The organism is Rhizorhabdus antheiae (assembly GCF_049889055.1).
In the GTDB taxonomy this organism is placed as follows: domain Bacteria; phylum Pseudomonadota; class Alphaproteobacteria; order Sphingomonadales; family Sphingomonadaceae; genus Rhizorhabdus.
The window spans coordinates 237,560-250,790 of record NZ_JBLTWO010000002.1 but is presented as its reverse complement, the minus strand read 5'-3'; the positions used below and the strand labels follow the sequence as shown (position 1 = coordinate 250,790).

General features: G+C 63.8%; 12 protein-coding genes and 1 tRNA gene. All 13 read left to right on the top strand.

The annotated features are described in order from the left end of the window. Positions 1-66: 66 nt before the first annotated feature. The 13 genes from ACNI3R_RS05615 to ACNI3R_RS05555 all read left to right on the top strand — a co-directional run bounded on the left by ACNI3R_RS05615 (position 67) and on the right by ACNI3R_RS05555 (position 13,231). Positions 67-143: transfer RNA gene (locus ACNI3R_RS05615), tRNA-Arg, on the top strand. A gap of 382 nt (positions 144-525) precedes the next feature. Continuing rightward, complete coding sequence (locus ACNI3R_RS05610; protein ID WP_426180659.1) at positions 526-930, top strand: hypothetical protein; 405 nt, start codon at positions 526-528, stop codon at positions 928-930. A gap of 101 nt (positions 931-1,031) precedes the next feature. Next, positions 1,032-3,113 carry a TonB-dependent siderophore receptor gene (locus tag ACNI3R_RS05605; RefSeq protein ID WP_426180658.1) on the top strand — a complete coding sequence of 694 codons (2,082 nt, stop codon included), beginning with the start codon at positions 1,032-1,034 and terminating at the stop codon, positions 3,111-3,113. Further along, a complete protein-coding gene (locus ACNI3R_RS05600; protein WP_426180657.1) occupies positions 3,113-3,931 on the top strand; it encodes a DJ-1/PfpI family protein in 819 nt (272 codons plus the stop codon). The genes ACNI3R_RS05605 and ACNI3R_RS05600 overlap by 1 nt, the downstream gene beginning before the upstream one ends. Further along, positions 3,928-4,092 carry a hypothetical protein gene (locus ACNI3R_RS05595; RefSeq protein ID WP_426180655.1) on the top strand — a complete coding sequence of 55 codons (165 nt, stop codon included), beginning with the start codon at positions 3,928-3,930 and terminating at the stop codon, positions 4,090-4,092. The genes ACNI3R_RS05600 and ACNI3R_RS05595 overlap by 4 nt, the downstream gene beginning before the upstream one ends. Before the next feature lie 83 nt (positions 4,093-4,175). After that, positions 4,176-4,613, top strand: coding sequence for a DUF2244 domain-containing protein (locus ACNI3R_RS05590; protein WP_426180654.1), 438 nt, complete (start codon positions 4,176-4,178; stop codon positions 4,611-4,613). 47 nt (positions 4,614-4,660) lie between these two features. Continuing rightward, on the top strand, positions 4,661-5,371 hold the full coding sequence (locus tag ACNI3R_RS05585; RefSeq protein ID WP_426180652.1) for a superoxide dismutase: 711 nt from the start codon (positions 4,661-4,663) through the stop codon (positions 5,369-5,371). 45 nt (positions 5,372-5,416) lie between these two features. Further along, positions 5,417-7,462: a TonB-dependent receptor gene (locus ACNI3R_RS05580; protein WP_426180650.1), complete on the top strand. Its 2,046-nt coding sequence runs from the start codon at positions 5,417-5,419 to the stop codon at positions 7,460-7,462. A 2-nt stretch (positions 7,463-7,464) separates the two neighbouring features. Beyond that, positions 7,465-8,724 (top strand): PepSY-associated TM helix domain-containing protein, encoded by a 1,260-nt coding sequence (locus ACNI3R_RS05575; protein ID WP_426180648.1) that lies wholly within the window; start codon positions 7,465-7,467, stop codon positions 8,722-8,724. Further along, entirely contained in the window at positions 8,721-10,775 is a 2,055-nt protein-coding gene (locus ACNI3R_RS05570) for a TonB-dependent receptor (protein ID WP_426180646.1), read from the top strand. Before ACNI3R_RS05575 ends, ACNI3R_RS05570 begins: the two co-directional genes overlap by 4 nt. 55 nt (positions 10,776-10,830) lie before the next feature. Further along, positions 10,831-11,685, top strand: a complete 855-nt coding sequence (locus ACNI3R_RS05565; protein ID WP_426180644.1) for an MbnP family copper-binding protein — start codon at positions 10,831-10,833, stop codon at positions 11,683-11,685. Positions 11,686-11,687: 2 nt separating this feature from the next. Then, a complete protein-coding gene (locus ACNI3R_RS05560) occupies positions 11,688-12,878 on the top strand; it encodes an MbnH family di-heme enzyme (RefSeq protein WP_426180643.1) in 1,191 nt (396 codons plus the stop codon). Beyond that, complete coding sequence (locus ACNI3R_RS05555; RefSeq protein ID WP_426180641.1) at positions 12,875-13,231, top strand: copper resistance CopC family protein; 357 nt, start codon at positions 12,875-12,877, stop codon at positions 13,229-13,231. Before ACNI3R_RS05560 ends, ACNI3R_RS05555 begins: the two co-directional genes overlap by 4 nt.

Sequence of the window (13,231 nt, the reverse complement as noted above, 5' to 3'; positions counted from 1 at the left end):
GACCCGACGGGTCCCCGCCAATTAGCTCTGGCGGTGCCCCGATCGCTTTGCTAAGCGGCCCCCAACGCACCCGTAGCTCAGCTGGATAGAGCGCTGCCCTCCGAAGGCAGAGGCCAGGGGTTCGAATCCCTTCGGGTGCGCCAATCAACTGTCTGATTTAATTAGATTCACTCGTCACCGCCGGGACGGCGGTCATATCCCGTTCGTCGATGTGGAAGCATTGTGGAAGCTGTCGACATATCCGGCAAAGCTTTAGCAAACTAAACTCAACCGATTCCCCACTCTTCTCTCCCTCCCCCCCAGGTTCGGGTCCTTCCATTCACTGAAGAGTAGCAAAGCGGTTACGTACCGCTCCTTGGGAGAGGCTTAGACGCAACGATCTATCCAAAACGACAACGATCGGCACGAATGTGGTTAAGCTATCGCTTGGAAAACGCCCCCCATGCCCGGACGTGCTGCCAGCCGACGGATGAGGCCAAGCCCTTTCGGATGACATTTGCCGCAGAGCAGTCTATCGGAGCGCGCATGTTTCGCGCCCTGCGTACAGATCGGCATTTTCGCGGTATCTTCGCCGCCCTGCTTTTCTGTGTCCTCGCGCTGCGCGTGGCGGTGCCGACCGGTTTCATGCCGACACAGGCGGATCATGGCCTCGTCATAACCGTCTGCAATGGCATGGGTGTCAATCAGACCGTTGTGATCGACCTACCGCAGTCCGGCGATGCAGATCACTCCGGCCACAAGACATCCGAACATAAGCCCTGCATCTTTGCGTCGGCATCCTTGCCCCTGCTGTCGGGCGATGCCCCGGAATTTTCTCTCGGGCCTGCATTGCTGCTACGCGAATTCGCTCTGCCGCCGCCGGTCGGCTATCATGTTGTCCGCACCGATTTCGCCACACCTCCCTTGCGCGGACCGCCGGCGCTCACCTGAGCGCCGGAGACTGCTGATTCGACTGCGCTGATCGGCGCAGTTCCTCATCCCGCTCCGGCTCGTCGCGCGTCCCGCGCGTCTGCTTTCATGCCGGAGATACCATGTTCAAGACCCGCCTGCTGGCGACCCTCGCCGCTACCACCGCTCCCATCGCCGTCCATGCTCAGGACCAGTCGCCGCAAGGCTGGACTGCGGACACAATCGTCGTCACCGGCTCAAAGCCGGGGTACGCCGTTCCCGAGACCACCACCGGCACCCGCACCGCGACGCCGATCGAGAAGGTGCCCCAGTCGATCCAGACGATCACCCGCGCCCTGATCGTCGAACAGGATCTCCAGACGCTCTCCGACGCACTCGTCAACGTATCCGGCGTCGTGCCGAATGGCGTCGAGCAATCCGTGCTGCAGCCGACACTCGTCCGCGGCTTTGCGGTCAATTATTATATCGACGGCGTCCCAACCTATCAGCTTCCGGCAAGCGTCGGCGACCCCGGCACGCTGGTCAATGTCGAGCGGATCGACGTCGCCAAAGGCCCCACCGCTACGCTCTATGGCGGAGGTGCCGGTGCGCCGCTGTCCGGGATCGTCAATCTCGTATCGCGTGATCCTTACGAGAGCCTCGGCATCAAGCTGACCGGCCGCGGCGGCTCTTTCGGCACCGTCGGTGGCGAGGCCGATGTAAACCTGCCGCTTGCTGCGGGCATCGCGGTGCGCGTCACCGGCATGGTCGACAGTGCGGACAGTTACATCGATTTCGTCAGCCGCGATCGCAAAGCGATTTTCCCCACGCTCGCGGTCGGCCTGGGCTCGGACACCACACTGATGGTGCGTGGTCGCTACAGCCGCATCGCGCAGACGGAATATGCTGGCCTTCCTGTTTCCCTGCTCGAACCGGTCGCCCTGATCGATCGCGACGTCTACGCGGGCTCCCGCGACATGCCACGCACCTGGATCGAGAATAAGGGCGTGACCGGATCGCTCACGCATCGCTTCTCCGACCGCGTGGAGGCGAACCTAACGGTGGCGCGGGTCATCACCGGATTCGAGGAGCGTGGGAGTTTTCCGTTCGGTCAGATCGCCGGGACCGTCTACAACTTCGGAACGGCCTTCCTGCCCTCCGAAAGCAAGAAGACCTTCGCGACCGCCAGCCTGACCGCCCGCGTGGGCGAAGGGCCGATCCGCCAGACGATCCTGGTCGGCGTGGACTATGACGCCACCAACTATTTCGGCGCGATGTACTTCAATCCCGCCTGGGCGCTGATCGACTTTGCCAACCCTCTGCCCGCGCCCAGCTTTGGCGGCGATCCGGGATTCTTCTTCGATCAAAATGACCGGCTGAGAAGTTTCGCAGCTTTCGCGCAAGACCAGATCGCGATCGGCGACCGGCTGGATGTGACGCTCGGCCTGCGCTGGACGCGGATCAAGGTGCGCAGCAATGTCGGCGTCACGACCGAGGACAAGGCCGGGAAGGTCACACCCCGCATCGGCGCGACCTACCGTCTCGTCGACGGACTTTCGCTGTTCGCCGGCTATGCCGAAGGGTTTCAGGGCGTCGTCGGCGGCGGCTTCTATACGATCGTGCCCAAGCCCGAGACGTCGCAGGCCTGGGAGGGCGGTTTCAAGTTCGCCGCGCCGATCAAGGGGCTGACCGGCACCGCCTCGCTCTACCGCATCACCCGGCAGAACGTCGTGACCGCCGATCCGGTAATTCCCTTCGCCAGCATCCAGACCGGCGAGCAGCGCGCGCAGGGTGCCGAGCTTGATCTGATCTACGAACCGACCCCGTCCTTCTCGCTGCTGTTCAACTATGCCTATACCGACGCAAAGGTAACGCGGGACAACAGCCTGCCCGTCGGCGACCGGCTGCGGGCCGTGCCGGCGCACAGCGGCAGGCTTGCCGCACGCTATCGTTTCAGGGACGGCGCGCTTCAGGGTTTCGCGCTAGGCGCTGGCGTCACCGCCGTTTCGCGGCGGGAACTGACCCTGCCCAACAGCGCGTCGATCAAGGGGCTGGCGCTGGTCGACGCGCAGGCATCCTACGACCTCGGACCGGTGTCGCTGGCTATCTCGGTCACCAATCTGCTGGGCAACAAGGGCTTGGAGCCATATCAATATTTCGGCGGTCCTTATGTCATCCCGACCCAGCCGCGCTCGGCCTTCCTCACGCTGAAGGGAGGCTTCTGATGCAGACGCTCGATCGGCGGACGGCCCTGCTCATGGCAATCCTGTCGCCCTTGGCGACGGGATCGGCATCAGCACAAACCGGGGCTTCGGCGCAGCCCGACCATGACATGAGCGGGATGCCGCCGGGCTGGGTGAAGGCCGATCAGATCGCCATGCTCTGCTATCCGGGCATGACGATCCTCGACCTGATCGGTCCGCAATATATGTTCGCGGCGCTGATGGGCGCGACCGTGCATCTCGTCGGCAAGACGCGCGATCCGATGACCAGCGACACCGGGGTCACGATCATCCCGACCGCGACCTTCGATCAGTGCCCGAAAGACCTGACCGTCCTGTTCGTGCCGGGCGGCACCGTTGGAACGCTGGCGGCGATCAAGGATGATGCAACGCGCAACTTCATCGCGGATCGCGGCGCGCGGGCACAATATGTGACATCGGTCTGCACCGGAGCCCTGGTGCTCGGCGCGGCCGGGCTGCTCAAGGGCTATCGCGCGACGACCCACTGGGCCGCGCTGGAAACGCTGGCCGATTGCGGGGCGACGCCCGTGTCGGAGCGCGTGGTGCGCGACCGCAACCGGATCACCGGTGCGGGCGTCACTGCCGGACTCGATTTCGGCCTCAGCATGGTCGCCGAACTGCGCGACGCCACCTATGCGCAAGGGGTGCAGCTCGGCTGCGAATATGATCCGCAACCGCCGTTCAACGCGGGCTCGACCAAGACGGCCCCGGCCGAGGTCCAGGCGATCATGACCTCGATGTACGCCAGCTTCCCCGACCGGGTGCGCGACGCGTTCAAGGTGGCAGGAGCGAGCCGATGAAGCCCACGAATTCGGGCTCCATCGCGTGGCTACGTGAGATCCGCCGCTCGGCCTGGCTGCTGATCGGCCTTTGCGTGATCTACCGGATCGGCGGCTTCATGATCGACGACATAAGCGCGTCACTCCAGAGCCGCATCATGATCGCGCAGGTGCAGCCATGAACACGCACGTACCTTCAACCCAATGGCCGGGGTCCAAGGAGGGTCCCTGGAGTCCGGCGCGGCTGCCTGACTGCGAAATCAGGATGGTCGCGCCGCGATCCACGCTGCCGGTATCTGGCAAATATGTCCTGATCGGCGCGGCGGTCGCCGCCGTTCTGGTTTCCCTCCGCTTCGTCATGATCGGGGCTTGGCCGGTCCTTGTCTTCGCCTTGCTCGATATCGGCGCACTGGCCGTCGCGCTCTACATCTTCGGCCGCCGCCCCGTGCCGGAAGAGCGCATTTCGCTGGTCGATGGGCGTATCGAACTCGTCCGGATCGACGGAAGCGGACGACGCGATCGGCTGGAACTGCCAGCTTTCTGGACGCGGCTCGAGGCTTCGGGCCGGACAGAGCTCGATTGCGATCTCCACCTCGTTTTCCGTCAACACCGATACCCCGTCGGGCGATGCGTTTCTGCCGCAGCGCGGCGGTCGCTGATCCCGCAGATCGAGGCGCTGCTCGCCTGCGCCCGCCAGCCATGACGAGTGCCACACCCCTCCCGTCCCACCCGATGCATGGGAGAAACATCATGCGCCTTCTGCCTCTCCTGCTCGCCGCCGCATCGATCTCGAGCCCCGTCTCTGCACAGAACCCCAGCGCCGCTGCGCCTGCAAAGCCGGCATTTGCGCTGGCGCCGCTGCCCTATGCCGCCAATGCGCTCGAACCGGCGATCGATGCGCAGACCATGATCATTCATCACGACAAGCACCACCAGGCCTATGTCGACAATCTGAACAAGGTGGTCGCGGCCGACCCGGCCCTGTCCGGCCAGACGCTGGAGCAGCTGGTGGCAAGGGCAGGCACCCTGCCCGCCGCCGTGCGCAACAATGCCGGCGGGCATTGGAACCACAATTTCTTCTGGACGACGATGGCGCCGCCTGCCGAAGCTGGCCAGCCGTCTGCCGAATTGACCAGGGCGATCACAGCCCAGTTCGGCTCGCTCGACGCCTTCAAGGCGCAGTTCAAGGCGGCGGGCACGGCGCGCTTCGGCTCCGGCTGGGTGTGGCTGATCGTCGGCAAAGACGGCAAGCTCGCCATCACCTCGACCCCCAACCAGGACAATCCGCTGATGGACGTTGCCGAGGTCAAGGGCACGCCGATCCTCGGCAATGACGTGTGGGAGCACGCCTACTACCTCAAATATCAGAACCGCCGCGCCGACTATCTCGATGGCTGGTGGCAGGTCGTGAACTGGGCCGAGGTATCGAAGCGCTACGCAAACGCGATCAACAATCGCTGATCCGTCAGCATCAAACCCCTTTTGTTTCTGAAGAGCTCTTAATTCATGAAAATATTGTCCGCCTTTCTCATTTTGACGACCGCCATGACGTCGCCAACACTGGCGCAGTCGGCTTCTAGTGGTTCGCCGGGGTCCGATCGCAACGACACAAAGCAGCGTGCCGACACGCAGGTCGCGATCGGCGGGGACGAGATTGTCGTCACCGCGAGGTCGATGGTGCGCTCGACAGCCAATGTCCTGACCTCGATCGACGTGCTGGGCGGCGATATCGCGCAGCGGCAGAATGTCGACAATGCCTGGGAACTGTTCGCGCGGCTGCCCGGCGTGGTGCTGACCGATTTTAACCAGGGCACGACCTCGGGCCGCTTCTCGATCCGCGGCTTCAACGGCGAGGGGGAGATCAATGCGGTCAAGCTGCTGATCGATGGCGTGCCGTCGAACGACAATGCCGGACGGATGGATTTCATCGACCTCGTCTCGCCGCTCGATATCGCGTCGGTCGAGCTGGTGCGCGGCACGTCCGACCCGCGCTGGGGGCTTCACGCGATAGCCGGCAGCGCCAATATCAAGACCCGGATCGGGGGCACCTATCTCGATGCGCGGGGCATCGTCGGCGCGTTCGGCACCTATGACGCGCAGGCCTCCGCCGGTCTGGAAAGGGGCAAGTTCAGCCAGAACTATCTGGTCTCCTATCGCCAGACCGATGGCTATCGCGACCATGCCGATCTCGAGCGGCTGAATCTCGCGGGCAAGTGGTTCTATGATTTCGGGCCGGCAAGGCTGGGGCTGATCGTTCGCCACAGCCGCAGCGAGGCCGACGAACCGGGCTATTTGACCGATGCCGACGCGTACACCAACCGGCGGCTTTCCTATGCGGTTTCAGAAACTGACGGAGGCAAGCGGCGGCTTGGCGAATACAGCCTGCACCTTGATGCCGATCTGGCTTCTAATCTGTCGCTGACGGCGGTTGGCTATGCGACGACGAACCGGGATGATCGCTATGTGCGCTTCTCGGCCAGCGTCGCGCAGCAGCGGCGGCTCACCAAAGAAACGCATTACGGCTTTGTCACCGGGCTACACTGGCACGCTGCCGGCTGGCTGATGGCCGAGGCGGGCGGCGATGTGCAGTGGCAGGACAACAAGAGCCTGCGCTGGACCACCAATCGCCGCGCCCTCGTCACGGCCACCCGCGATCAGGATTTCGATCTGACCGTGGGCGGCGCCTATGCGCAGGCGATCATCACGCCGCTCGCCTGGCTGACGATCACGCCTGCATGGCGGATCGACCGGGTGAGCGGCAATTTCACCAACCGGCTGAACGGACTGAGCTACCCGGTCAACGACTATGGCACGATCAACCAGCCCAAGCTGTCGGTGGCCATCACTCCCGTCGAAGGCGTCACAGCCTATGGCAATTTCGGCCGGACCTTCCAGATCGGAGCCGGGTCGGGTGCCTTTGTCGTGCCGCCGCGCGTGCGCGATCTCGACCCGTCGATCAATGAAGGCTTCGAGGCAGGCGTAAAACTGTCGCGCGGTCGCTGGCTGACGGCGCGTGCCGCTGTGTGGCAGCAAACGGCAAGCGGCGAGTTGCGGCGTCGGCTTAACGATCCATCGGGAGAGTTCGACAATCTCGGGGCTACAAGGCGTCGCGGCTTTGACCTTGAGGCCAGCGTTCAACCTTTGCCCGGCCTTTCGGCCTGGGCCAGTTGGTCGCATCAGAAGGCCGTGATCCGGGTGCCCGATCCGGCAGCGCCGTTGACCGCAGGAAACGAGATCGACCATGTCCCCCGCAACGTATTCACGGCGGGGATCGAATGGGCACCGGCCACTCTGCCCTGGCGCGCCTCGCTATGGGGCAACGGCCAGTCCTCCTACGAACTCAACACCGCGAACAATCAGGGCCGCTATGGCGACTATTTCCAGGTCACGGCGGAGCTTGCCTACCGCATCACCCAGGCGATCGAGGTGTCGGCGCAGGTTCGCAACCTGACCAACGACCGTTACGAATATGTCTGGTTCGACGGGACTCAGCGCCTCCATGCACCCGCCGATCCACGTAGCCTGTTCGGCGCGGTCCGGGCACGGTTCTGACGATGGCTGGCCGGGCGGCAGAGATCGGGCGGACTTGGCGGATCGCGATCCGACGCATCCACCTGTGGCTCGGCCTGTCGCTCGGCCTGCTGTTCGCGCTGATCGGCCTGACCGGATCAGCGCTGGTATTCTATGTCGGGATCGACCAGGCGCTGCATCCCGAAGCACGTAGCGAAACCGCCGCACCCGGCCCCGGCTGGGCATCCCCGGTCTGGGATCGGGCGCTGGCAACCGGGCGCGCGGCGGGCTTCGATCCTGCGGGCAAATGGTCGTTCGAAGTCACGGGCGAGGGCGGCGCGATCCCGGCCCGCTTCTATCCGCCGGCCGCAGAGGGTGTGCAGCATCCGCCCCGCCAGATGGTCTGGTTCTCGCCCGATGGCCTCAGGATCGTGCGCGTGGCGCCCTGGGGCGGCTACCTGATGAGTTGGCTGTACCAACTGCACATGGAATTGCTGGCGGGCGACATCGGGATGCAGATCGTCGGCTGGTCAGGCGTCGTCACCCTGGTCCTGCTACTGACCGGGATCATCGCCTGGTGGCCAAGGGGAAGCTGGCGCAAGGCGCTGTCATTCAAGCGGCGTGCCGCGCCGATCCGGCGGTTGCACGATCTGCACAAGCTTTCCGGCGTGACCAGCAGCATCTTCCTTGTCATTCTAGTTGCCACAGGCGTCATCCTTGCCCTGCCAAGCGTCAAGGCGGCCTTGCTGTCACCCGCGCCCGTACCGGACCCGCGATCGCCCGAAAGCACGGGCCCCGTGCTGCCGATTTCCACCGCGCTGAAGGCAGCCCGGCAGGTCTTTCCGGCTGGGGAACTGGCCTTCATCGACGTACCTGGCGACGCGGATGTGCCCTATCGCATTCGCGTGCAGGTGCCGGGCGACCCGCATCGGCGGTTTCCGGGAAGCTATGCCTTCGTCGATCAGCGGTCGGGCCAGATCATCGCCTCTCAGACTATCGGCACTGATGGTCCGGGGAGCGCGATCAACGCCTGGGTTCGTCCCTTGCACGACGGATCTGTCGGCGGGCTTCCTGTGCGCATCCTTGCCGTACTGGTCGGTGTTGCGCCGACTTTCCTGCTTGTGACCGGCCTACTGCATTGGCGGCGTCGCCGACGGACGCAGGCTCACCGCGCTGCCAAGCCGACGGATCGCATGAATTTCGTGGATGCCCGGGTCGATACCGCCACCACAGCGGCAGCAAAGCGAGCCGGCACTCAATCCAGGATCAGCCCAACAATCACTTCCCAAAGGGGGAAATCATGACCGCTTCTCGAATCACGATCGCAGCATTGCTTGCTGCCATGCCCATGCAGCTTGCCCACGCCCAGCAAGCCGCAGAGAGCATCGCCGATCCCGGCGAAATCGTCGTTACCGCGCAGCAGCGCGAAGAGCGGCTGATCGACGTGCCGATCACCATCAACACGATCGACGGCGCGGAACTGAAGCAACGCCGGATCACCACGCTACAGGAACTGTCCTTCGCGGTTCCCGAGTTGATCAACGTCGTCACCGGCATGGCGCAAAACCGCGCGATGTTGCGTGGCGTCGGTGATGGCGGCGGCAACTTTCCGCAGGTCGGCATCTATCTGGACAACATCGCCGCCGACGGTCCACTGGGGCGTCCGCTCGACTTGCGCGTGCTTGACGTGGAACGGATCGAGGTACTGAACGGGCCTCAGGGCACGCTCTATGGGCAGGGCTCGCTGGGCGGTACGGTTCGCTTCCTGACCCGGGCGCCGATCATCGGCGAGACGAGTCTGAGTGCTGACGCGGAACTCTGGAGTACGAAAGGCGGTGCCGCGTCGCAGCGGGTCACGGGCGTTGCCAATATTGCCGTCAGCGATCAAATCGCTCTTCGCGTCTCCGGCATCTACGAGAACCTGGGCGGCTGGATCGACGCCCCGACCGCGCGTCGCCGCACCATCAACGACGGCGAGCTGTTCGAAATCCGCGTAAAAGCCCTCGTCCAGCTTACCGACAGCCTCACGCTGACGCCAATGGTGCAGATTCATCGCAATGACGTCGGTTCGCTTAGCAATGGGGAGAATGCCGATGGCAATCTGATCTTGCCAGCCTTTGCTCCGGGAGCCGTACAGCCTGCCTCCAACGATCATGAACTCTATAGTCTGACCGCCGACTGGGATCTTGGCGGCGTGAACCTGCTTGCGGTCGGTTCTGCCTTCCGCAACGTGTCGAGGGGCGCATTCTACAGCCCGTTCGCAGGCAATGGCCGGTTCCTCCGCTTCGACAATGATGACAAGGCGCAAAGCGTGGAACTGCGGCTAAGCTCGGACAGCGATCGTCGCTGGCGTTGGGCTGTGGGCGGTCTGTACCGGCATGGCGATTACTATTCGAACAACACCCTCTACCTTCTCGGACCCGCGAACGGCACTATCGGCACCCCGGTCAATTTCCCCAACATCGCGCGCATCAGAAGCGACAGCCTATCGGTCTATGCCAACACCGGCTTCGACCTGACAGACCGGCTCGAGATCGGCGGCGGGCTGCGCTATTTTTCCGATAAGGAGCAGTCACCCTCGGCGAACCAGGCCGACCAGACATTCGATTCCGTCGATCCGCGGGTTTACGTCTCCTATCGTCTCGACGAGCGCTGGAACATTTTTGCAAGCGTTGCGAAAGGCTTCCGCAGCGGTGGGTTCAACGTCGTCAATCCGGCGATCCCATCTGCGTTCGGGCCGGAAAAGCTGTGGAGCTACGAGGTCGGCACGAAGTTCGCGACGGCGGACGGTTTGCTCACTGGTGAGGTCGCTGGTTTCATCAGCCGCTACAGCGACATGCAGGTATCAACGATCGCCAATTCGATCGGAGTTGGTTTCACCGGAAATGTCGGCCGCGCACAGATCAAGGGGATCGACTGGTCACTCGAACTTCGCCCCCTGCCGTGGCTTGCGCTAGGCAGCGCCGGCGCGCTGCTCGATACGGAGGTCGTATCGGTCGCTCCTCGAAGCGCCTATGCGCGGGGCGATCGGCTCAACTACATTCCAAAGTCCAACCTCACCTTCTTCGTCGAAGCGCATGCCGATCTTTCCGCCAGCGTCGAAGGTCGCCTGCGCGTGGACTATAATCGGCGGGGCGCCGGCAATTTTGCACAGCGCACTGCCAATCTAACGGCGCAAGGCGACAGGCTGGACCTTATGAACGGCAGCATCACGTTCGACTTCGGACGATACACCTTGGGCGTGTTCAGCGACAATCTGCTGAATGAGCGAGACCAGATCTTCCCGAACCCCGTGGCCTTCGCAACTCGCGTGCCGCCGAGGACGATCGGTATTCGGGGATCGGCATCCTTCTGAATGTCCAGTCGCCGCGCACGTCGATGCACATGATAGGTATGGAATGGAGAATGATATGCGATCGATGACCACTGGTGGACTAGCCCTGATTGCGGCCACCCTCAGCGTGCCTGCACTCGCCCAGACACAGCCCGTCGAAATCCGCTTCGACGCACGGGTCGGCGCGGAGGCGGCGCGTTGTGGAAAGGCTTATGCGGGCGTCGGCACGGCAAAGGCGGCGTTGCGCTTTCAGGACATCCGCTTCTATGTTTCGGCCGTACGCCTGATCGACGCAAAGGGACGCGAGGTGCCGGTGACACTGTCCCCGAACGAACAGTGGCAGAACGATCAGGTCACGCTGCTCGACTTCGAGGATGGCACGGGCAATTGCAACGGCAATGCGGGGACCAACCGGGTCGTGCGCGGCACCGTGCCGAAAGGCGAGTATCGCGGTCTCGTGTTCGATATCGGCGTGCCCCAGGCGATCAACCATCAGGACCCGACGCTGGCCGCCGCACCGCTCAACGTGACGGGCATGACATGGCCATGGCGGATCGGCTACAAGTTCACCGGGGTCGATATGGAAACCAGCGGCGGCGCGAACGGCCCGAATGCGGCGACCGGCTTCTCCATCCACCTTGGCAGCACGGCGTGCGGTGATGGACCACCCATGGCCGCGCCGAAGGTCGCCTGCGCCAATCCCAATCGCCCGACCTATCGGCTCGCCGGATTCGATCCAGCCAAGTCGACGGTAATTCTGGATATTGGCGCGCTTCTGGCCAGCACCGATATCACCGTCAACGCGCCGAAGTCCGCTTCGGGCTGCATGTCCTTTCCGGGGGACGGTGACTGCGCGGCAATCTTTGACCGGCTGGGTCTGGCCTGGGAGGGCAAGCCGTCGGCTGGGCAGCAGTGGGTGCGGGCCGACTGACCATGCAGCGCGCATCGAACATTGCGCTGGCCTTGTCCGCCGTGGTGATGCTGTTCAGCATCGCCCATGCCCAACATCGACAGTCGCCCTTGCAGCCGATCGACGCGATGGTGCCCAGCCGGTACGACTTTGGTCTGCCGGCTTGGGCGCCAAGGCCGATGGAACCCGCGGCCAATCCGACGACAGCGGCGAAGGTCGAACTGGGACGGCACCTTTTCTACGACAAGCGCCTGTCCGCAGACGGCACGATGTCATGCGAAAGCTGCCATCAGCAATCCCGCGCCTTTGCCGATGGGCGCGCGGTCGCCACGGGCGTGACTGGTCAGTCGACGCCTCGCAACTCGATGTCGCTGGTGAACGTCGCCTATTTCCCGGTCCTGACCTGGGCCAACCCGATGCTCAGACATCTCGAGCAGCAGGCGCTGGTCCCATTGATCGGCCAGGAACCGATCGAACTGGGTCTGGCGGGGAAAGAGCAGGAGATGGTGAGGCGGCTTGCGGCCGAGCCGATCTATCGGCGATTGTTCGCCGAAGCCTTTCCCGAGGTAGATGGAGCGATCTCGCTTGCGACCATCGTGCGGGCATTGTCCGCGTTCGAGCGTTCGATCGTGTCGATGCGGTCGCCTTATGACCGCTATCGCTACGAGGGCGATGTCGATGCCGTGTCCGATGCCGCGATCCGCGGCGAAGCCCTGTTCTTCTCCGAGCGGCTCGAATGTCACCATTGCCACAACGGCATAAACCTCGCCGACACGGTGTTGCACGAGCGCAACAAGGGCGGGGAGATCGCCTTCCATAATACCGGCCTCTACAATCTCGACGGCAAGGGCGCCTATCCAGCAACCAGCCCCGGCATAATGGAGATTACCGGCAAGCCCGAGGATATGGGCCGCTTCCGCGCGCCCAGCCTGCGCAATATCGCCGTGACCGGGCCTTATATGCATGACGGCTCGATCGCCACATTGGACGGCGTGCTCGATCACTATGCCGCCGGCGGGCGGACGATCGCGTCGGGGCCGCACGCCGGTATCGGGCGCACAAATCCGTTCAAAAGCTCATTCGTGCCCGGTTTCACTCTCAACCGCGAGGAGCGGGCCGACGTCATCGCCTTCCTCAACGCCCTGACCGACGAGGCGTTGCTGCACGATCCGCGCTTCGCCGACCCTTGGCTCCGAAAGGACGAAAGCAAATGACGAGAGTATTTCGCACGGCGCTGGCCCTGATCTCTATAGCGGTGCCCGCCGCCGTCCAGGCCCATACGGCGTTGCGCAGCTCCAGTCCGGCAAGTGGCAGCGTACTTACCCAATCGCCGCCTGTGCTGACACTGGTTTTTCTAGAGCCCGCTTCACTGACATCGCTGACGCTCGTCACGGCAGCGGGCGAGCGGCAGTTGTCCTTTACGCCGACCGGACGCGCGCTGACCTTCACCGCAGCCAGACCGGGGTTTGCGCGTGGCCGCAACGAGATACGCTGGCGGGCGCTGTCGCGCGACGGTCATGTCGTCGAAGGCAGCATCATCGTCGTTCTGCGCGCGCCCAAGCCCTGA